The 21,237-nt window shown below is 65.7% G+C and carries 17 protein-coding genes and 1 pseudogene; 7 read left to right on the top strand and 11 right to left on the bottom strand.

Annotated elements, in window-relative coordinates; translation table 11 throughout:
• The 5 genes and pseudogenes from VKI00_RS10665 to VKI00_RS10645 all read right to left on the bottom strand — a co-directional run.
• On the bottom strand, window positions 1–1,081 hold a 1,081-nt coding region (locus tag VKI00_RS10665), incomplete at its 3' end, for an alpha-amylase family glycosyl hydrolase (protein WP_324437430.1).
• A 3-nt stretch (window positions 1,082–1,084) separates the two neighbouring features.
• The gene (gene glgX, locus VKI00_RS10660; protein WP_324437429.1) at window positions 1,085–3,265 is read right to left on the bottom strand and encodes a glycogen debranching protein GlgX; all 2,181 of its coding nucleotides are present in this window, start codon (window positions 3,263–3,265) and stop codon (window positions 1,085–1,087) included.
• 63 nt (window positions 3,266–3,328) lie between these two features.
• Complete coding sequence (locus tag VKI00_RS10655) at window positions 3,329–5,512, bottom strand: acyltransferase family protein (protein WP_324437428.1); 2,184 nt, start codon at window positions 5,510–5,512, stop codon at window positions 3,329–3,331.
• 79 nt (window positions 5,513–5,591) lie between these two features.
• A pseudogene (gene ripD / locus VKI00_RS10650) lies at window positions 5,592–6,140 on the bottom strand (NlpC/P60 family peptidoglycan-binding protein RipD); the annotation flags it as partial.
• A 316-nt stretch (window positions 6,141–6,456) separates the two neighbouring features.
• The gene (locus tag VKI00_RS10645) at window positions 6,457–6,873 is read right to left on the bottom strand and encodes a hypothetical protein (protein WP_324437427.1); all 417 of its coding nucleotides are present in this window, start codon (window positions 6,871–6,873) and stop codon (window positions 6,457–6,459) included.
• 63 nt (window positions 6,874–6,936) lie between these two features.
• Between VKI00_RS10645 and VKI00_RS10640 the strand changes: the two genes are divergently transcribed.
• From VKI00_RS10640 to VKI00_RS10625, 4 genes are read left to right on the top strand one after another with little or no spacing between them, the layout of a single operon-like run.
• Complete coding sequence (locus tag VKI00_RS10640; RefSeq protein WP_324437426.1) at window positions 6,937–8,262, top strand: adenosylmethionine--8-amino-7-oxononanoate transaminase; 1,326 nt, start codon at window positions 6,937–6,939, stop codon at window positions 8,260–8,262.
• A gap of 4 nt (window positions 8,263–8,266) precedes the next feature.
• Window positions 8,267–9,415, top strand: coding sequence for an 8-amino-7-oxononanoate synthase (locus tag VKI00_RS10635; protein ID WP_324437425.1), 1,149 nt, complete (start codon window positions 8,267–8,269; stop codon window positions 9,413–9,415).
• The gene (bioD, locus tag VKI00_RS10630; RefSeq protein ID WP_324437424.1) at window positions 9,412–10,092 is read left to right on the top strand and encodes a dethiobiotin synthase; all 681 of its coding nucleotides are present in this window, start codon (window positions 9,412–9,414) and stop codon (window positions 10,090–10,092) included. The genes VKI00_RS10635 and bioD overlap by 4 nt, the downstream gene beginning before the upstream one ends.
• Window positions 10,092–10,601, top strand: a complete 510-nt coding sequence (locus VKI00_RS10625) for a 2'-5' RNA ligase family protein (protein WP_324437423.1) — start codon at window positions 10,092–10,094, stop codon at window positions 10,599–10,601. The genes bioD and VKI00_RS10625 overlap by 1 nt, the downstream gene beginning before the upstream one ends.
• Window positions 10,602–10,692: 91 nt before the next feature.
• On the opposite strand, the gene VKI00_RS10620 is transcribed toward VKI00_RS10625, so the two are convergent.
• Window positions 10,693–11,721, bottom strand: coding sequence for a cupin (locus VKI00_RS10620; RefSeq protein ID WP_324437422.1), 1,029 nt, complete (start codon window positions 11,719–11,721; stop codon window positions 10,693–10,695).
• 105 nt (window positions 11,722–11,826) lie between these two features.
• The gene (locus tag VKI00_RS10615) at window positions 11,827–12,675 is read right to left on the bottom strand and encodes an aldo/keto reductase (protein WP_324437421.1); all 849 of its coding nucleotides are present in this window, start codon (window positions 12,673–12,675) and stop codon (window positions 11,827–11,829) included.
• A gap of 225 nt (window positions 12,676–12,900) precedes the next feature.
• Between VKI00_RS10615 and VKI00_RS10610 the strand changes: the two genes are divergently transcribed.
• Window positions 12,901–13,578 carry a GntR family transcriptional regulator gene (locus VKI00_RS10610; RefSeq protein WP_324437420.1) on the top strand — a complete coding sequence of 226 codons (678 nt, stop codon included), beginning with the start codon at window positions 12,901–12,903 and terminating at the stop codon, window positions 13,576–13,578.
• Between the two features lie 9 nt (window positions 13,579–13,587).
• On the opposite strand, the gene VKI00_RS10605 is transcribed toward VKI00_RS10610, so the two are convergent.
• Window positions 13,588–14,127: a tat pathway signal sequence gene (locus VKI00_RS10605; RefSeq protein ID WP_324437419.1), complete on the bottom strand. Its 540-nt coding sequence runs from the start codon at window positions 14,125–14,127 to the stop codon at window positions 13,588–13,590.
• Between the two features lie 20 nt (window positions 14,128–14,147).
• Window positions 14,148–16,433 (bottom strand): FdhF/YdeP family oxidoreductase, encoded by a 2,286-nt coding sequence (locus VKI00_RS10600; RefSeq protein WP_324437418.1) that lies wholly within the window; start codon window positions 16,431–16,433, stop codon window positions 14,148–14,150.
• Between the two features lie 104 nt (window positions 16,434–16,537).
• On the opposite strand from VKI00_RS10600, the gene fdhD reads away from it, so the two are divergent.
• A complete protein-coding gene (gene fdhD / locus VKI00_RS10595) occupies window positions 16,538–17,362 on the top strand; it encodes a formate dehydrogenase accessory sulfurtransferase FdhD (protein ID WP_324437417.1) in 825 nt (274 codons plus the stop codon).
• Here the strand turns inward: fdhD and VKI00_RS10590 are convergent.
• Complete coding sequence (locus VKI00_RS10590; protein ID WP_324437416.1) at window positions 17,332–19,527, bottom strand: FUSC family protein; 2,196 nt, start codon at window positions 19,525–19,527, stop codon at window positions 17,332–17,334. The genes fdhD and VKI00_RS10590 overlap by 31 nt on opposite strands.
• Window positions 19,528–19,624: 97 nt before the next feature.
• A complete protein-coding gene (locus tag VKI00_RS10585; protein WP_324437415.1) occupies window positions 19,625–20,725 on the bottom strand; it encodes a GGDEF domain-containing protein in 1,101 nt (366 codons plus the stop codon).
• A 137-nt stretch (window positions 20,726–20,862) separates the two neighbouring features.
• Between VKI00_RS10585 and VKI00_RS10580 the strand changes: the two genes are divergently transcribed.
• Window positions 20,863–21,237 (top strand): glycosyltransferase (locus VKI00_RS10580; RefSeq protein WP_324437431.1); only part of this gene is annotated, 375 nt, incomplete at its 3' end.

The following is a 21,237-nucleotide window of genomic DNA, read 5'->3' as shown; positions in this document are numbered from 1 at the left end:
CGGGCAGTTGCGGATGGTCGCCGCCGGCAGCGGCGACGATGCTGCGTCGCAATCTGTCCAGCTCGGGGGCCAGGGTATCGGTGGCCGCGGCGGTCTTCAGCTCGGCCAGCATGCTCGGCATCCGGTGGTAGTCGATGCCTGCGGATTCGAATAGCGCCGTCAAGGCCGGTGCACCGTTCGGGTCGACGAAGATTCCGCCGATCTCCCGAAGCGCGTCGTAACCGGTGGTGCCGGCGATCGGCAGCGTCGGCTCCAACGCCTCGTCGACGGCGAGGATCTTCTCGATCACGATCCAGGCGTCGGGTCCGATGAGTTCGCGCAGCCAGGCCAGATACCCGGCCGGATCAGACAAGCCGTCGGGATGATCGATACGCACGCCGTCGACGAGTCCTTCGGCAAACCAGCGGGCCACTTCGGCGTGGCTGGTGTCGAAGACCGAACGGTCTTCTTGACGCAGCCCGGCCAGCGATGTGATCGAGAAGAATCGGCGATAACCACACACTCCGCGCTTCCACCCGACCAGCTGGTAGTGCTGGCGGTCGTGGACTTGCGCGCCGGTGCCTTCACCGGTGCCGGGCGCGATCGGGAACGCCAGATCACCCAGGCGCAACAGATCGCTGTCGACGGTCAAGTCGGCGACGTCGTCGTCGGAACCCAATACCGGCAACACTATTCGGCCGTCAGCCAGCTCCCAGTCGATGTCGAAGAACGACGCGTAGGCCGAAGACTTGCCGTGCCGCAGCACATCCCACCACCACGGGTTCTGCTGCGGCTTGTCCACCCCGACGTGATTCGGGACGATGTCGACAACTAGCCCCATGCCGCGGGCCCGGGCCGCCGACGACAGCCGTTCCAGACCCGCTGCGCCGCCGAGCTCGGCCGACACCGTCGTCGGGTCGGTGACGTCGTAGCCGTGCGCTGACCCGCCGACCGGGGTCAGGATCGGCGACAGATACAGATGCGAGACCCCGAGCTCGGCGAGATAGTCGAGCACGTTCTCGGCGTCGGCGAAGGTAAACCCGAAACCGCTCGACTCACCCCGCAGCTGCAACCGGTAGGTGGACAGTACCGGAAATACCATGCGTCACTTAGTCTTACGGAAAACGAGCAGCGCTCGTCCGGGCAGCGAGACTTCGTCCCCGTCGTGCACGACCAGCTTCATCGAACCGGTGGCATCGGTGGTGTCCAGTTCCGCTGTCCACTCGTTGGCGTAGTCGTCATCGGGCATGATGAAATCCACCGTGTGGTCATGGGCGTTGAAGCACAACAGAAACGAGTCGTCGACCACTCGTTGGCCGCGGGCATCGGGTTCGGGTATCGCTTCGCCGTTGAGAAACACCGCGATGCACTTGTCGAACTCGGCACCCCAGTCTTGATGTGTCATTTCCTTGCCCGCCGGTGTCAGCCAGGCGATGTCACGCACCTCATCGCCGGTCCGAATCGGCTCGCCGCCGAAGAACCGGCGGCGGCGAAACACCGGGTGGTTCTTACGTAGGACGGTGACTTTGCGGGTGAATTCCAGCTGGTCACTGTTTTTGTCGACCAGCGACCAGTCCATCCAGGACAATTCCGAGTCCTGGCAGTAGACGTTGTTGTTGCCGTTCTGGGTACGGCCGATCTCGTCGCCGTGCGCGATCATCGGAGTGCCCTGGCTGAGCATCAGCGTGGCGATGATGTTGCGCATTTGTCGGTGGCGCAGGTCCAGGATTTCCGGATCGTCGGTAGGTCCCTCGACGCCACAGTTCCAGGACCGGTTGTAGCTCTCGCCATCCTGATTGTTTTCACCGTTGGCTTCGTTGTGCTTTTCGTTGTAGGACACCAGATCGTTGAGCGTGAACCCGTCGTGGGCGACGACGAAATTGATGCTGGCGCTGGGGCGCCTCCCGGTCGCCTCGTAGAGGTCCGACGACCCGGTCAGCCGGGACGCGAACTCACCAAGGGTCGCGGGCTCGCCCCGCCAGTAGTCACGCACGGTATCGCGATATTTCCCATTCCATTCGGTCCACAAACCCGGGAAGTTGCCGACCTGGTAGCCGCCTTCGCCGACGTCCCACGGCTCGGCGATCAGTTTGACCTGGCTGACCACGGGATCTTGCTGGACCAGGTCGAAGAACGCGCTGAGTCGGTCGACGTCGTAGAACTCACGAGCCAGCGTGGACGCCAGGTCGAAGCGGAAGCCGTCGACATGCATCTCGGTCACCCAGTAGCGCAGCGAGTCCATGATCAGCTGCAAGGTGTGCGGCATACGGGCGTTGAGACTGTTGCCGGTGCCGGTGAAATCCTTGTAGAACCGCAGGTCCTCATCGACGAGCCGGTAGTAGGCCTTGTTGTCGATGCCGCGGAAGTTGATCGTCGGGCCCAACTGATTGCCTTCGGCCGTGTGGTTGTACACCACGTCGAGGATGACCTCGATGCCTTGCTCGTGAAACGCCCGGACCATGAATTTAAATTCGGGCACCGCACCGCCGCCCTGCGGGTTGGCGGCGTACTGATTGTGCGGTGCAAAAAATCCGAAGGTGTTGTAGCCCCAGTAGTTTCGCAATCCTAGGTCCAGCAGCCGGCTGTCGTGCAGGAACTGGTGCACCGGCATCAGTTCGATCGCGGTGACATTCAGCGACTTGAGGTGGTCGATGATCGCCGGATGAGCCAGCCCGGCGTAGGTGCCGTGGAGTGCTTCGGGGATAGCGGGATGGGTCTGGGTCATACCTTTGACGTGCGCCTCGTAGATGACGGTCTCGTGATACGGCGTGCGCGGCGCGCGGTCGGTCGCCCAGTCGAAAAACGGATTGATCACTACGCTGGTCATCGTGTGTCCGAGCGAATCGACCTGCGGGGGTGTGCCGGTCTCGGCCGGATCGTGAGCAGCGGCGGCCATGTCGTAGGAGTAAAGCGCCGGGCCGAACTTGAACTCGCCGTTGAACGACTTGCCGTATGGGTCAAGCAGTAACTTGCTGGGATCACACCGGTGGCCGGCTGACGGGTCGAACGGCCCGTGCACGCGAAATCCGTAGCGCTGGCCCGGGCTGACGGTCGGCAGGTATGCGTGCCAGATGTATCCGTCGACCTCATCAAGGGGGATCCGGGTCTCGCGACCGCCGTCTTCGATCAGACACAACTCAACCTTTTCGGCGATTTCGGAGAACAGCGCGAAGTTGGTGCCGCCGCCATCGAAGCTGGCGCCCAGCGGATAGCTACTTCCGGGCCATACGGTGGCTAGCGCGGGCGGAGTGCTGGCGGCACCACTGCTCGGGACTGAGGGCGGCATCCTTTGACCTTATCGGTGGCAGGGTGTGCTCGCCCTGCGTCCCCTACCCGTCATTCGCGGCGGTCACCACCAGCCGGTGGCCGCCCCGACCTGCCGACCCAGCTCATTGGTCATGGTGCGCACGTAGGTGGCCGACAGGTGATGAGCGTCGTGGTACACCAACACGTTTCCCTCCACGGCAGGGCAGATGTCCTCGCGGCAGACCGCGTCGCTCATGTCCAGCGGTTTGAGCATCGGGAACTGCTCGAGCCAGTCGAGAGTGGGATTGTGGTCGGCGAGCACGTCGGAGCGCTTGATGCCGCACGACAATGCGTCGCCACCTTTGGCCAGGCAATCCGACGGGTTGAACGGCTGACCGTCTTTGACCAGCCATGGGGTGTCTCGCATGGCGAGAATCGGAACGTTGTTGTCGGAGAACATCTGCCAGATCCCGACGTAAGTACCCGGCATCACGTCGCCGGGTTTGATGTTCCAGGGCCGGGTCGAGGTGGTGAATACGTAGTCCGGATGGTCGGCCACCACCTTGGCCATCGCCTTGGGCACCCAGTCGCGGCATTCCGGGTATGGCGCATTGTTGCCCATCACCAACGGCATCTTTTCGGTGGACAGCGGGCAGCCCATTTTGAGGTAGGTCGTCACCTTGAAGTGGTGGATGCGACCGAGGATGTCCAGCGCGGTCAGCCAGTGCTCGGCGTGGGAGCCGCCGGCAAGCGCGATGGTTCGGGTGGCGTTCTTGTCGCCGTAGGTGCACGTGAGCAATGAAGTGTTGGCAAAGTCGCTGATGCAGCCATCGCGGGTGGACGGCGGGTAGTCGTTCTGGGCCTCCAATACGGTGGGCCGCATGCGCAGCTTGGGCACGCGCACGTGTTTGACTAGGGCGCGGGCACCGGGATAGTCGTGGGAGTTGAGACCAGTGAGCTCCTTGCCGCTGGCGCGCTCCACGTTGACATGCTCGACCCAGGTAAACGCCGTCGCGGTGAGCGTCACGCCCAGCATCGCCACTGTCGAACCGAGCACCATGGTGGGACGGCGCAGCCGGGTCCGCCAGGGGATGACCCGCACCGGCTCGGGTGCGACGTTGACGGGTGCGCGGTGTCGCAGTGGATCTTCGACGAACCGAGTCGTCAGATACGCCAGCACACCGGATAGCAGCAATACCGCCGTGCCCTCGAAAAAGTTGGCGTGCCGGTGACCGGTGTACGCGAGCCAGAAGATCAGCAGCGGCCAGTGCCAGAGATACAGGGAGTAGGCCATCGCGCCGAGCCTCACCAACGGCCCGGTCGCCAGCAGCCGGTTCGGCAGCGGCAACTTGTCACTCGTGCTGGGGTCGGCGTGCCGGTTGGCGCCGGCCAGAATGAACAACACCGCCGCTCCGACCGGGACCAGCGCCCACGGTCCCGGGAACTCCTTGACGCCGTCGATGAGCGCGCCGCAGGACAGCACCGCCGCCAGCGCGACGGTGGCGATCACCGTGCGCAGCCACATCGGCCAGCGGATGTAGGGGACCAGTGCGCCGGCGAGCACCCCCAGCAGCAGCTCCCACGCCCGCGCAAAGCTGTTGTAGTAGGCGGTCGGCTGGTTGGCCTGGTGGGCAAAGATGGCGTAGACAAACGACGCCAGCGCCAGCGCGCCGAGCAGCAGCACGAACGCCGTCCGCAACCGGCCGCCGAGACGGCGCCGGAACAAAAATGCGAACCCGAAAACCAGCGCCAAAAACGCGATATAGAACTGGCCCTGCACCGACATCGACCAGATGTGCTGCAGGGGGCTGACCGCCTCGCCCGCCCGCAGATAATCGGCCACCGTGCTGGCCAGTTCCCAGTTCTGGTAGTAACCGAGGCTGGCCAGGCTCTGGTCGGCGAAGGTCTCCCAGCGAGTCTCCGGCTGAACCAGGATGGTCAGCACCGCGCACCCGGCCAGCACCACCACGAGAGCCGGCAGCAACCTGCGGACCAGCCGGATCACTTCGGGCATCGGTGACAGCGAGCCGGTTCGACCCCCAGCCGGGTTCAATGCGGCGCGAAGCAGCTTGCCGCCGAAGAAGAAGCCGGACAGCGCCAAGAACACGTCCACCCCGCCGGAAACCCGGCCGAACCACACGTGGAACATCGCGACCAGCGCGATGGCAATGCCGCGCAGCCCGTCGAGGTCGTGGCGGTAGAACCCTGCTTTCCGGCTTCCCATGGCGGACTGGGCGGATTCCGCGATGGTGACGTCGGCCGGACGGGTCGGGGAGACGGTCATCATGATTGACAGACAATCTACCCAAACCGCCGACCGCCGACAGTGCGCTAACGGCGCGTCGGCGAGTTACCGGTCAGGACTCGATGATTCGGGTCAAGTACGGAACCATGCCGTTGGTGCGCGCCGGCGAGACCGTGACGCCAGGCTCGGTGGCCTCGATCATCTGGCCGTTGCCGAGGTACATCGCGACGCTTTGCGTGCCACCGGGGCCGTAGCAGAGCAGGTCGCCGGGGCGCGCTTGCGAGGGCGCAACCTTGCGGCCGACATTGCACTGCTCACCCGAGGTCCGCGGCATCTTGAGCCCGGCGCCGGCATAGGCGTACTGGATCAGACCTGACGCGTCGAACCCGACGACGTTTGCTTTCAGCCCGGTCCCGCGGGTGGGGCCGGCGGCGTTGCCGCCGCCGTACAGGAACGGCACGCCGCGTTGTGCAAGCGCGCGCTGAATCACGTACGAGGTCGACTGCTGGTAGCCGACCAGTGACGGGGTCGACGGGGTCGACGGGGTCGATGGGATCGACGGGATCGACGGGATTGGCGGGGCCGGATCAGCGGTCGCGGAGTTGGGGTTGATCATCGGTAGCACCATCAACAGGGCCAGGCTGATCGGGACGGCGTAGCTGCGTCTCATGTGGATCACCTCTCTGTGGCCTCAGCGCGGTGACTTCGCGCGTCCGCCGCCATTCCTGTCGATTCACCACAGAGACTCATGCGCTGGCCCGCCCCGTTGGGGGCCGCACGCCGCCACCTACGCCGGTGCGGAGTCGACCCTCGGTGAACCGCTGAATTCACAACAGTCACTACAGACACTTTGGCAACAAATGGCCGCGACGGCCATACCGGAGGCGCTTCACGAGGGATTTTTTGTCGTACCGTGACCGAACGGTGACCGCTTGCAGGCCGACGGCCCAATCGTCAGAGCGCAGTTGTGATTTCGGTCTCATCCCTCAGTGCCAGTATTGAGTGCAATAGGTGGTCAACGCGGAGCCGGCCACGGAGCTGAGGATGATCATGCCGATCGCCAAAAGCGGCCAGAAAAAGAGATACCAACCCTTCAGCAGGGAAACCACCGGGCCGGCCACGGCCGCGGCAACCGCCGCACCGATACCGCCCCACACCAGCGGGTAGATATAGAAGTCGACGCCGTAGGGCACCGGTAGGCAATCGTCGCCCGTGCAGACGTCTTTCAAGAACCCGAAGAGCCGCGATCCCCAATCCGTCGCGGTAGCCGCGACCAGCAGCGCTACCAGCAACGCGACGGTGCAGGTGACATCCCATGCGACCAGCCGTAGCCGCAGTACCGGTGGCGGGGAGTCGGCGTGATCGCCCGCGGACGGGTCGTGGAACTGTTGCGGCGCGGCCATGGCGGTTCAATGGTGCCGGATGGTCGGCGTTTCTGCGACCGAAGGCTTATACCCTCGTTCTCTATGACTTCTGCGGCCGCGGCGACTCCCGGGCTCACACCCGAGCAGATCAGCGCGATCGACGCGGCGCATCTATGGCACCCGTACAGCGCGATCGGCGCCGAGGCCGTGCCCCCGGTTGTCGCCGTCGGCGCCCGTGGCACCCGGCTGACGCTCATACACGACGGTGAGCCGGTCGAGGTGCTGGACGCGATGAGCTCCTGGTGGACGGCCATCCACGGGCACGGTCATCCGGTGCTGGACGCGGCACTGGCCACCCAGTTGGCGACGATGAACCACGTCATGTTCGGCGGGCTGACCCATGAGCCCGCCGCGCGGCTGGCGCAGCTGCTGGTCGACATCACGCCGTCGGGATTGGAGACGGTGTTCTTCAGCGACTCCGGATCGGTGTCGGTGGAGGTCGCGGTGAAGATGGCGCTGCAGTACTGGCGCAGCCGCGGCCGGCCCGGCAAACGTCGGCTGATGACCTGGCGCGGCGGCTATCACGGCGACACCTTCACCCCGATGAGCATCTGCGATCCCGACGGCGGCATGCATTCGCTGTGGACCGACATCCTGGCCCCGCAGGTGTTCGCGCCGCAGGTGCCGCGCGACTACGACGCCGCCTACATCGCGGCGTTCGAGGCGCAGCTGGCCGAGCACGCCGACGAACTGGCGGCCGTCGTCGTCGAGCCGGTGGTGCAGGGCGCAGGCGGGATGCGCTTTCACGATCCGCGTTACCTGGTCGACCTGCGGGAGATCTGCCGTCGCCACGACGTGCTGTTGGTGTTCGACGAGATCGCCACCGGATTCGGCCGCACCGGCGAGCTGTTCGCCGCCGACCACGCCGGCGTCAGCCCCGACATCATGTGCGTCGGCAAGGCGCTGACCGGCGGCTACCTCAGCCTGGCCGCGACCCTGTGCACCACCGACGTCGCGCACACGATCAGCTCTGGTCAGCCCGGAGCGCTGATGCACGGGCCCACCTTCATGGCCAACCCGCTGGCCTGCGCCGTCTCGGTGGCCAGCGTGGAGCTGCTGCTGGGCTCCGACTGGCGGTCGTCGGTTGCCGCGATCAGTGCCGGGCTGACCGCCGGTCTGCAACCGGCGCGGGCATTGCCGTCGGTGACCGAGGTGCGGGTCTGCGGGGCCATCGGCGTCATCGAATGCGACCGTCCGGTCGACCTGGCGATTGCCACTCCGGCAGCCGTGGAGCACGGGGTGTGGCTTCGCCCGTTCCGCAACCTGGTCTACGCGATGCCGCCGTTCATCTGTACGGCAAACGAGATCGCAGAGATCACCTCGGCGATGGTCGAGGTGGCGCGACTCACCGGCTCTCGTAGGCTCTAGTGCGATGACGCAGATCGACACCTCACCGCTGGCTTGGCTGGAGACGGTGGAACAGCAGCGCCGGCAGGCGGGGCTGCGACGGGCGTTGCGCCCGCGCCCGGCAGTTTCCACCGAACTGGACCTGGCGTCCAACGACTACTTGGGTCTCTCGCAGCACGCGCAAGTCATCGACGGCGGAGTGGACGCGCTGCGCACCTGGGGTGCCGGCGCCACCGGATCGCGGCTGGTCACCGGAGACACGCTGCTGCACCAGGAATTCGAGTCCGCGCTCGCCGAATTCGTCGGCGCCGCAGCGGGTTTGGTGTTCTCGTCCGGGTACGCCGCCAACCTGGGTGCGGTCGTCGGATTATCCGGCCCGGGTGCGCTGCTGGTGTCGGATGCCTACTCGCACGCCTCACTGGTCGACGCCTGCCGGCTGTCGCGGGCGCGGGTGGTGGTGAGCCCGCATCGTGATGTCGACGCCGTCGAGGCGGCGTTGGCGTCACGCGATGAGGAGCGGGCTGTTGTCATCACGGAATCGGTGTTTTCCACCGACGGCGCCCTGGCGCCGGTGCGACAGCTGCACGACGTATGCCGACGGCATCGCGCAGTGCTGATTGTCGACGAGGCGCACGGGCTGGGTGTGCGTGGCGCCGACGGGCGTGGGCTGCTACACGAGCTCGGACTGGCCGGAACGCCCGATGTGGTGATGACCACCACGCTGTCCAAGGCGCTTGGCAGTCAGGGCGGCGCGGTGCTGGGATCGACGGCCGTGCGTGATCACCTGATCGACGCCGCCCGGCCGTTCATCTTCGACACCGGGCTGGCGCCGGCAGCGGTCGGCGCCGCGCTCGCCGCGCTGCGCGTGCTGAGCGCGGAGCCGTGGCGGCCTGAGGCGGTGCTGCGGCATGCGGGCACGCTGGCGCAGTTCTGCGGTGTGCCCGAAGTCCCGCAATCGGCGGTGGTGTCGGTGATTCTCGGCGCGCCCGAAGTGGCGCTGGCCGCCGCGACGGCCTGCCTGGATGCCGGGGTCCGGGTGGGTTGCTTCCGGCCGCCGACCGTGCCGGCGGGTACGTCGCGGTTGCGGCTCACCGCGCGCGCCTCGCTGGACGCCGACGACCTCGAGCTGGCCCGCAGCGTGCTGACCGACGTGCTCTGCGCGGCACGGCGTTGACGGTTCTGATCGTCACCGGCACGGGGACCGGGGTCGGCAAGACCGTCGCTACCGCGGCCCTGACTTCGGCAGCGCGGCAGGCCGGCGTCGACGTCGCGGTGTGCAAACCGGTGCAGACCGGTACCGAAGCAGGTGACGACGACCTGGCCGAGGTGACCCGGCTGTCGGGGCTGACCAAGGTGGTCGGGCTGGCGCGATACCCGCAGCCGTTGGCGCCGTTGGCCGCCGCCGAGCAGGCCGGGACGTCACTACCCAGCCGCCGCAACGTGCTGAAACTCATCCGCGCGATTGACCGTCCGGGACAGTTGACGTTGGTCGAGGGCGCCGGGGGCCTGCTGGTCGAACTCGCCGAGGACGGCGTGACATTGCGGGATCTCGCGGCCGACCTGGGGGCCGCGGTGCTGGTGGTGGCAACCGCCGAGCTCGGCACCCTCAATCACACCGCGTTGACAGTGGAATCACTTGCATCACAAGGTATCTCGTGCGCCGGCCTAATAATCGGCACCTGGCCGTTGCAGCCGGGCGTGGTGGAGACCTCCAACCGGTCTGCGCTGGCACGCCTGGCGCCGCTGCGCGCCGCGCTGCCTGCCGGTGCGGGATGGATGGACGCGGGCGAGTTCGCCGCGATGAGCGCGCACGCCTTCGACCGGAAATGGGTAACTGCGCTGGTCGCCTGATGGTTCATTCGATCGAGCTGCTCTTCGACCGCGACACCGAGGCCGCGATCCGTCGCATCTGGGAGGACCTGGCCGCGGTGGACATACCCAGCCAGGCACCGGCCGGTCGTCCGCACGTGACGCTCGCGGTGGCCGAGCGGATCTCGCCTGACGTCGACGCGCTGCTGCAGCCGGTGGCGCGGCGACTGCCGCTGGGTTGCACCGTCGGGGCGTCGCTGCTGTTCGGCAGATCCAACGCGGTGCTGGCCCGCCTTATCGTGCCGACGGCCGAGATGCTTGCGGTACACGCCGAGGTGCACCGAATCTGCGGCCCGTACCTGCTACCGGGTCCGATGTCCAACAGCCTGCCCGGTCAGTGGACGGCACACGTCACGCTGGCTCGCAGAGTCGGGGGAGCCCAACTCGGACGGGCATTGCGCATCGGGGGCCGACCGTCAGAGCTGCACGGCAGCCTGGCGGGTTTGCGCCGCTGGGACGGCGGCAAACGCGTCGATCATCTGATCGGCTGACCTAGACTTCACTGCCTCGATCACCGCGACGCAGTAGGAGCCGAAAGCCATTGCAGCCCAGTAGATCATCGTTCGTGCCGTCTTCAGCGTTTCAGCCCGCAACCAAATCGCGGCGCTGGGTGAATTTGATGTCCAGGCTGCGCAGGTAGGTCTGCAGCCCGGCGTCCTGAACGGGGATCAGGTGTGCAGGGGTATCGGTCTCGTTGTAGTGGGCGTGCCACATCCCCGGCGGGGTGGTGAAGGCACCGCCGGCCTGCCAGTCCACTCGGATCGGGTCGACGATCTCGCCGCGCTCGTCGAGGCGGGTTCCCAGCAGGGTGTAGCAGCCACTGGGTGGCGCATCGAGGATCAGATCCAGGGCGACCGATTGGTGGCGGTGTGGGCGCTGCTCCTGACCTGCGGGCAATACACCGAACATGGCCCACAGCACGTGAGTGATCGTCAGCGTCTGTTCTTGGTCGGCGTTGGCCAGCAACACGCTGACCCGGCTCTTGTCGTTGGCGCCGGGGCGAGCGGCGATGTCCTCGAGCTTGGCGACGACGTCGGCGCGGCGGAACTTGGTGGGCCGGAACCGGGGCCGTGTCGCATCGGCGCCGAGGTAGCGCAGCAGCGGCTCGTCGTGCACCCAGTACATGGCCGCCTCGGCGTCGGCGTAGAACACCGAGTGGGATCCGGCGGGCAGCGTCAGGAAGTCACCCTTTTCCCACTTGACCAGATGGCCGTTGATGGCCGCGAAGCCCAGCCCATGGAGCACGTAGTACAGCTGGCTGGTGGCGTTCGGGCTGGTGTCGATCTGCTCGCCGGCGCGGATGCGCAGGAAGTTCGCCAGCAGCGCCGGGCTGGTCGCCGCGCCGTCCTTGACACCCAGCTCCTTGGACAAATCCAACGGCACCACACCGGTCGGCTGGTTCAGGTAGACCTCTGGCCCGAACTGAACGATCGGCACTTGCGGGGCGTGCCCCGAGCCAATCGGGTTGGCGGCCTTGGAGTACTCGAACAAGCGGGCGTCGTCGGCCCACTCTTCAAACCGGCCCTCGAACCCGTACTCGGCGACGTTGGTCATCGGCGCCGGAATTGTCGGGTCCAAGTTGACAGCCGCTTCTGGATTTGCGACGGACATCGCGTGCCTCCTATGTAGTGCTACGTTGGGCTTGTACCTAGATGGTATCTATCTTGTATCTCAGTTGTCAAACGCTGCCTATTACCGCCGCATTCGAGATGTCGTCTAGCTGGGGATGTAGTCGAACTTGTCGGGGTTGGGACCGGTGCGGCCCGATTCGCCACGGTCCAGGCCGGTGACGGCGTCCATCTCGTCGCTGGTGAGGCCGAAGTCGAAGATGTCGAAGTTCGACTTCATCCGCTCGCGGTGCACCGACTTCGGGAAGACGATGTCGCCGCGTTGGACGTGCCAGCGCAGCACCACCTGCGCGGGAGTTTTGCCGTGCGCATCGGCGATGCCGGTGATGGTCGGGTCGTCGAGCACCTTGCCCTGCGCGATTGGCGACCAGGCCTCCGTCGCGATGTGGTGCTCGCGGCCGTAGGAGCGCACCTGCTCGTTGCCGAAGTACGGGTGTACCTCGATCTGATTGACCGACGGGACGGTCTGCGATCCGCCGGCGAGTCGGTCGAGATGCGCGACCTGGAAGTTGGACACGCCGATACTGCGTGCCCGGCCGTCCTTGGCGAACTCCTCGAGCACGTTCCAGGTCGAAACGAAGTCACCGTCATACAATCTCGGCAGCGGCCAGTGGATCAAGAACAGGTCGACGTAATCGGAGCGCAGCGCGCTCAATGTGGCATCGAACGCGCGGCGGGCATCGTCCGGCCGGTGATACCCGTTGTTGAGCTTGCTGGTAACGAATACCTCGCCGCGGTCCACGCCGGCATCGCGGATTCCTTGACCGACTTCCTTTTCGTTGCCATACATCTCGGCGGTGTCGATGTGCCGGTACCCGACCACGAGTGCCGAACACACCGCGGCGGCCGTCTGATCCGGTTTGATCTGGAAGACGCCGAAACCCAATTGGGGGATGGCGTTGCCGTCGTTGAGCGTGATCGATGGGACAGAACTCATCTGGGTGACCTCCTGGCGTTCCCGTGGTTGCGATCGTGAGTGTGGCTGCCCGTAACCGCGCCAGAACAAACTCGGCCTGGGAAGCGCTAGATACGACCGCAGTCTATCTTGTATCTTAGTTGCGGCCCTGCGAGATCTGTCACAGCCGCGGCTACCGGCCTGCGGCTAGACGCGGGGTACCGTGATGTACACATGTGGGATACGGCTTAGCTGCAAGGGGACGCGGTGGCGACGAAGCCGATGGGTGCTGGTCGGGGTGCGGCCAAGGACCGCGCGCACGACTACGTGAAGCGCCAGGTGCTGACCGGAGGGTTTCCGGGCGGGGAACTGATCAGCGAGGGCGAGGTCGCGGCCGCGCTGGGCATGTCGCGAACGCCGGTGCGCGAGGCCTTCCTACGTCTGGAGGCTGAGGGGCTGCTCCGGCTGTACCCCCAGCGCGGTGCGCTCGTCGTGCCGGTTTCCTCGGAGGAGGCCCGCGCGGTCATCGAGGCCAGGCTGGTCCTCGAGCAGTTCGCGGCGGGCAAAGTCATTGGGCGCGGCCCCGCGGCGTGGGCATCGGTATCCGAGCGGTTATCGACGCAACTGGAAAGGCAGCGCGACGCCGCCGCCAAATCTGACTGGGAAGAGTTCTCAGACGCCGACCGCGCCTTTCACGACGTCATCCTCCAAGAGTCGGGCAATGGCATCGTGGCCGGTTTCTACTCATCACTGCGCGACCGACAGATGCGGATGAACCGTGAATTGGTGATGCACGAGGAGCGGATTGCGACGATCCTGGAAGAGCATCGCCTCATCGTTGAAGCGATGCGCGACGGGGATCTCGAACGCGCCGAGGAGATCGTGCGGACGCACCTCGCGAGCACAATGCGCACGCTTGGTCTTGCCGTCGAGCACTCCGGCTAGCGTGGCTCGTCACACCTGGCGCCATGATGGCTGGCTCGGGTCGACCAGCTGCACGTCGACGGGACCAATGCCGAAGATGGCGATAATCGCCGGGTCGGGCTGACCCGCTGGTACGCCGTCGTAGTGCGGGGTGCGCGCGGTGCGCTTAACGTAGCCACCCGGTCCGACCGGAACCGCATCTTGCGGTTGGAAATCATTGCCGCTGTTGACAAACCAGGTACCGAACACCACCATCTGAATCCGGTCGGTCGCATAGGAATGCGGAGCGCTGAACCAACCCGGATTCCATTTCATCAGCACCAGGTACGGCCCCGGACCGTCGAGATCCCCGTAGAGCTTGGCCATTTCGCCGCTGTGCGGCGGCAAGTTGCCCCATGACTCGAAAGTGATGTCCTGATACGGCTTGACGAACGTTTCGCTTGGATTTGGGCCGACTTCAGGCGCCGGCGCCAACTTGATGTTGTCGAGTTTGGCCGTTTTGTCACCGGCGGCCATCGCCGCCATCAACAGTGGCGCCGCGGCCAGGATTGATCGCCGGTCTAATTCCATTACGGCACCTCGCGATCGCTCTACGGCGCTGCGGGCTCGAGCCGCACGAAAACGCCCTTGGAAGTTGGCGTATTACTGAGCTCTGCGACGCTGTCCAGTGGCACCAGCACATTGGTCTCCGGATAGTAGGAAGCCGCCGAGCCGCGAGCAGCTGGATACGCGACCACTCGGAAACCCTTGGCGCGCCGCTCGACACCGCCGTCCCACGTACTGATCAGGTCGACGAGTTGGCGATCGGCCAGGCCCAGGTCTTCGATATCGGCGGGATTGATCAGGACGACCCGACGCCCGTTGTGAATACCGCGGTAACGGTCGTCGAGCGCGTAGGGCACGGTGTTCCACTGATCGTGCGAGCGCATGGTTTGCAGGATCAGATGACCTTCGGGTGCCCGGACCCGCTCGAAGGTGTTGCACGTGAACACCGCCTTGCCCGACGGCGTCTGGAAGCGATGCTCGTTGACCGCGTTGGGCAGTCGGAAGCCACCGGGCTTGCGCACTCTGGCGTTGAAATCGTCAAAGTCAGGTACGACGCGGGCGATCCGGTTACGGATCTCGTCGTAGTCGGCCTCGAAGTCCTCCCAATGAATCGCCGATGTGTCGCCAAGGGCGCGTCGGGCCAATCGGCAGATGATCGCGACTTCGCTCAACAGATGCTCGGACGGTGGACTGAGACGGCCGTGGGATTGGTGGACGATGCTCATCGAATCCTCCACCGTAACGAACTGCTCACCGGTGGCCTGCACGTCGCGGTCGGTGCGGCCCAGCGTCGGCAGGATCAGCGCCGTGTCGCCGCAGACCACGTGTGAGCGGTTGAGTTTGGTAGAGACATGCGCCGTCAGGCGGCAGGCCCACATGGCCTGCTCGGTCAGCTCACTGTCGGGGGTGGCGCGCACAAAGTTGCCGGCGAAGCCGAGGAACACCCTGGCCTGCCCGTCGCGCATGGCCCGGATGGAGTTCACCGCGTCGAAGCCGTGCTTGGTCGGGGGAGTGAACCCGAACTCTTGCTCCAGGGCATCCAGGAACGACTGGGGCATCTGCTCCCAGATTCCCATCGTCCGATCGCCCTGTACGTTGCTGTGTCCGCGGACTGGGCATACACCTGCGCCCGGGCGACCCAGGTTGCCGCGCAGCATGAGGAAGTTCACGATCTCGCGGATCGTCGGCACACCGAACTTCTGCTGAGTCAGACCCATCGCCCAGCAGGCGATGACCTTCTTGCTGGCCAGGACACGTTCGACCACCTGCTCGATCTCGTCGCGACGCAGCCCCGTGGCCGCCAGCACCTCTGGCCAGGAGATCTGCGCAACGTGCTCGGCGAATTCGGCGAACCCGGTGGTGTTGGCGTCGATGAAGCCGTGGTCGAGAACCGTTCCGGGAGAAGCGGCTTCGGCCTCCAGCAGCAACGCATTGACGGACTGAAAAAGCGCAAGGTCGCCGCCGGGCTTGATGTGTAAGAACTGGTCGGCAAGCGTGGTACCGCGGCCGATGATCCCGCGCACTTTCTGCGGGTTCTTGAACCGGATCAGCCCGGCCTCCGGCAGCGGGTTGACCGCGATGATGTGCCCGCCGTTGCGCTTGGTCTCCTCGAGCGCGGTGAGCATCCGGGGCATGTTGGTGCCCGGGTTGATTCCGACGACGAACACCAGGTCGGCCTCGTGGATGTCGTCGAGGCTCACGCTGCCTTTGCCGACCCCGAGCGTCTCCTGCAGCGCGACGCCGCTGGACTCGTGGCACATGTTGCTGCAGTCGGGAAGGTTGTTGGTACCCAACGCCCGCGCGAACAGTTGCAGCAGAAACGCCGCCTCGTTGCTGACCCGTCCCGAGGTGTAGAAGAGCGCCTCATCGGGCGAGTCGAGCTCGCGCAGCTGGGCGGAGAGAAGGCCGAACACATCGTCCCAGCCGATCGGTTCGTAATGGTCGGAGCCGGGTCGCTTGACCATCGGCTCGGTCAGCCGGCCCTGCTGGTTGAGCCACATGTCCGACTTGCTGGTTAGCTCCGAGATTGAGTGCTGGGCGAAGAACTCCCGCGTGATCCGGCGAGTGGTCGCCTCGTCGTTGATGTGCTTGGCGCCGTTTTCGCAGTACTCGTTGATGTGCCGCTTTCCGGGCTCGGGCTCCGGCCACGCGCACCCGGGGCAATCGGTGCCGTTTGCCTGGTTAACGCTCAACAGGGTGAGCGCGGTGCGCCGAGGCGACGTCTGCTCTAGCGAGTACTGCAGGGCGTGGGTCACGGCGGGAACTCCGGTTGCCCACTGCTTGGGCGGCGTGACCTTGAGTTCTTTGTCATTCGAACTGTCTGTGGCCATCGGATGCAAGCATAACGCCGCGCTGAGCATTGGATACGATCGCAACCGGGTGCCGCGATCGGCGTTGGCGCCCGGGAGCGAAGCGACAGCGGGAGTTCGACAGCATGGGTCGGGTAACGGCGCGTCGACCTGTCCAGCACCTGAGCGCCGAGACGGCGGTGAGCCGGCCCGAGACTGTCGTCGTCGAGGAACCGCTTGAAATTCGGGTCAACGGCAGCCCGATCACCGTGACGATGCGCACGCCGGGTTCGGATTTCGAATTGGCGCAGGGCTTTTTGCTTACCGAGCACATCATCGCGCACCGCGACGACGTCGTGGAGATTCGCTACTGCGGTGGTAGCGGCCCCGATGGGGCGAACACCTACAACGTCCTCGACATCACACTTGCGTCCACGGTGCCGGCTCCCGACGTCGACGTCACCCGCAACTTCTACACCACCTCGTCATGCGGCGTGTGTGGCAAGGCCTCCCTGGACGCTGTGCGACTCACCAGTTGCTACTCGCCGGGCGACCAGCCGGCCTGTGTCGCTGCGCAATTGCTGACCGCGATGCCGAAGCGACTGCGTGCGGCACAGAAGGTCTTCGCCAGCACCGGAGGCCTGCACGCCGCGGCTCTGTTCGACGTCGACGGCACAATGCTCGTGGCGCGCGAAGACATCGGGCGACACAACGCCGTGGACAAGGTGATTGGCTGGGCGCTCGAAACTGATCGGATACCGGTGAGTACTGCGGTATTGCTGGTGAGTGGGCGGGCGTCGTTTGAGCTGACCCAGAAAGCAGTGATGGCAGGTGCCCCGGTGTTGGCGGCCGTGTCAGCCCCGTCGTCGCTGGCGGTGGATTTGGCTAACGAATCCGGCCTGACGTTGGTTGCTTTCCTGCGCGGCGACTCGATGAATGTCTATTCGCGACCGGACCGCGTTACCGGGTAGTGCCCTCGGTCGAGTGGCGAGCGGTCGGTTTCGGCGCTTTCCGCCGTTGGAAACGAAACCGACTCGAGTTCGGCAAGGTTGGCTGCCACGGCGACGAGAGGCTGCGCGGCTTCGACGGCCATGCTCTCCCCGTTAGACTCGGCGCGCAACGATCGAACGAATTCCTCGGTGATGGGATGTTGGATCGCATCACGCCGCCCAGACAGCCGATCGCCGAGCGAGTCCGCATGGGTTTCCAACAAGGCGCGGGTGAATGGGTACGTACCCGACGGCGGCAACATCTTGATATCGGCGATCATGTCTCCCGCGGTCCGCACCAACACCGCCCGGTTCGCCGACCTGACCACCGGGGTCCGCAAATTGGCCCCGCTGCCGGTTTCCGAAAGGTATTGGCGGACGGCGTCATCGACCGTTCGGCTGACCACCATCGCTTCGCGGCTGAGTGCATGCAGATTTGCTTCGATCTCGGCCGAACTGTCATGGGTGACACGCCGCACGGCCGCGCGCAGAAGGGGCACATTGACGTCGAGTGCGGCACGGATCACGGCAGACATCGCGGATATCGCGCCCCTCGGCCACAGCAGCAGCGATACGACCATGCCCACCCCCGCGCCCATGACGACGTCTTCGATGCGCAGCAGACCGATTCGCCAACCGGTCGGGACCATCAGGTCGAGGATGATCAACGTTGTCAACGTGGTCACGGCCTGAGCAACAGCGAAAGAGAACAGCCGCGGCAGGTAGGCCGATCCGAATACCGCGATTGGCAGCAGCGACCACAGCGCCGCCGGTGCGATGGTGAATGCGGCGATGAGCACGGCGGCGACGGTGACGCCGACGGCGGCGCCCGTCACGGCTTGCACCATTTTGGTTCTCGTGACCAGCGCGCTGCTGGCGAGCACCGCCATCGTTCCCAGGACCACCCAAAACCCGTGCAGCACCGGGAAGAGATGGCTCACGCCGACGGCGAGCGCCAACCCGACGCCGGTGCGCAGAGCATTGCGTGCCACGACGGAGTGGGTGCGCAGAAACCCGGCCGGGACGGCGGTGATGGTGACGGTTTCGGGCAATATCCGGTCGCCGAAACCGGTCGGCGGCAGTCGTAAGCCCAAGGCCCGCGCCCACACCGGTCGGGCGTCGGCGGCCGCTGCCGCAGCAATCAGGCTGCCCGCCAGACGAATGGTTGTCGCGATCACCCGACAGGTCAGCAACCGGCGGCCAATTGCGATTGCTCCCGCGTCGTCCGGCGCACTGAGCACCAGTCCGACGTCGTCGCGGTAACGACCTCTTGCCAGCGACTGCAACCGCGGCAATGCCTGATCGAGGTCCGCTCTCCTTGCGGCCCGGTCGCCCGGGTGTGCGGCGTTGAGCACCCGTGCGCAGCAACGCATCACGTCGACGGCCGGCCGCCGCACCGGGCCCAACGCGATCGCGGTGTCGTCGTCGACGCGTTCGCTGACCAAGCCGAGGTGGTCGACGACACGCATCAATGCCCGACTACCCGCCGTCAGCCCAACCGGGCGGGAGCCTGCGGCCAAGAAGGTGGCGCGCAGCCTGTCCATCGCGGCGGACACCTCAACCGTCGACCCAGTGCCCTCGATCCGGTCGGCCAGCGCGGCACACACCCGTGCCGCGTTGCGGCGCAGCGCGTCGTGATGCCGTGGGGGGAGCAGGAACAACGACGCCGGCACGCACAGCGCGAGGGCGATCAGCCAACCCAGCAACCGCTCGCCCGCCGGCCCGGGCGGTGTGCATACCGGCCAGACGAAGCACAACAATGTCGTGCGTTGACCGGCCGACATCGTCTCACTGAGCGCGCCCGCCAGGGTCACCGCCACACCGAGGATCAACGTGAGCATCACCGCCAGCCAGGCCACGCGAGTAATCAAGGTGCCCAGGACAATCAGGATGCTTCCGTTGAGGCCCAGGCCGAGGTAGGCCACCGCGCGGTTTTGCCGGTTACCGGGGAAGTCGGTAACCACCATCAGCCAATAGGCGCCAAGCGCCGCAAACAGTGGGGTCGCCGTGCCGCCGACGACAACGCGGGCCAACCCGGCCGCGAGCGGCACCACGATCGCCGCACGGATGGCCCGTCGCAACCCGTCGCGGTCCGGGTCCTTGGTGTGCAACCGCTCCACCGCCCACCGGACCGGCCAGATCGCCATGAGTGGATGGTAGGGCCGTCGCCGCAATGGGACTCGGGCACCGGTCGCGTCGACGACGCGGCGAATGAACGAAATAAGCGGTGGGCGGACGCCGCCCTCAAGCGGGGCTGCCTTTCAGGTCGGCTTGTGGGATGTGGGTGGAGCGGCTCTGGTTTCCGCCGGCGTGTTTGGCCGCGTACATGGCGGTGTCGGCGAGGTTGACCAGATCGTCGATGAGTTCACGCTCGGTGGGGTCGAAGCTCGCGGCCAGCGGCGCTGTCGCGATACCGATGCTGGCCGTAACGGGGTAGTCGATGGCGGCGATGGCCTTGCGCAACTGTTCGGCGATGTCGTGTAGGTCGTCGGTGCGATAGGTGTCGGCGACGACGAATTCCTCGCCGCCGAAGCGGGCGATCAACGATGTGGGTGGACAGGCGAGGCGCAGGGCACCGCCGACCGCGACCAACGCCCGATCCCCCGTGAAGTGGCCGTGGCTGTCGTTGAGCCGCTTGAAGTTGTCTAAATCGATCATCGCGACGCCCAGATGGCTCGGCCCTTCCCTGCGGCGCAGCAACAATCCGTATGCCGACTGATAGAAGGCTCGTCGTATCAACAGACCCGTGAGCGTGTCGCGGCTGGAATGCCGCAAGTCGCTGCCCAGCGCATGCACCAGCCAATGCACGGCAAACGGAAACGCAACATTGACCGCCAGGACGAGCAGAAACCCGCAGCCCGCCACCACGGTGTCGTAGTAGCGGATCAGGCGCGCCGCGAGTACCGCGCCAGTGATTATGGCGATCGAGAGGTTGATCATCATGTCCCGGGCGCCGTGAAAGAACCCGATATAGCCGCCGAGCACCGCGAACGCGCTACAGCCCAGCAACCCCACGCGCGGATCACCCTGTGCCAGGCACGCGGCTGCGATGCAGACGCTGCCCGCAAGGGAGAACAACACCGATTGGCTGCGGGTGGGCCAGCGGATCAACCAAAACAGCGCCACTATCACGCCGAAGCCGCTGGCGATGGGCGACACGACGACCGCGACGGGGTAGTGCGGAACGGTCGGCCTGACCAACACCACAAGCGGAACCATGGCAATCGACACGATCACAGCGGCAACCATCGCCCGCCATCTCAGCCGGATACCTCGGGTGTTCAAATAAAGACTCAACCAGTCAAAGTGATCGGTCTGCTGCCACCGGCGCCCCACAGCGTCCACGGGTACACCCCCTCGTAACGCGACACATCCCGGTAGTTAAGGCGCCATCCCCCCGGATATGGAAGCACGAAACGGTGACGGCGATGGCCAAGGCCAGTATCCCAGTTGACCACCGCGGTGGCACGAATGCACTCCGGGTGCTGTGGCTTTCGCCGTTGATGCGGCCGCTGGCGCGCGTGCAAGCTGAAGGACTGCGCGGGCGGGGCATCGACGTACTGTTGGTGACCACCGACCAACATCCGGAGTCAGATACGGCGCGTGACTACGAGCTGGTGCTCGATCCGCGGTTCCGCATGGCTTCGACCTGGCCGGCGGCTCTGGCGGCTCAGCGCCGCATTCGCGAATACCGGCCTGACATCGTGATCGCTGAATCGGTCCGCGATCCACGCTGGATCGCACTGGCCGGACGGGCGCCGCGTGTTCAGCTGGTGCATGACGAACGCCGAGATGACGGCCGCCATCGGCAAGTTCTCGCGCGCACCGCATTCGACAAGTGGGGCGTCCGTTCGGCG

Origin of the sequence: Mycobacterium sp. (assembly GCF_035314665.1) — a bacterium.
Lineage (GTDB): Bacteria > Actinomycetota > Actinomycetes > Mycobacteriales > Mycobacteriaceae > Mycobacterium.
Note: the sequence above shows the minus strand (reverse complement) of the source record. Positions and strands in the feature narration are given on the sequence as shown.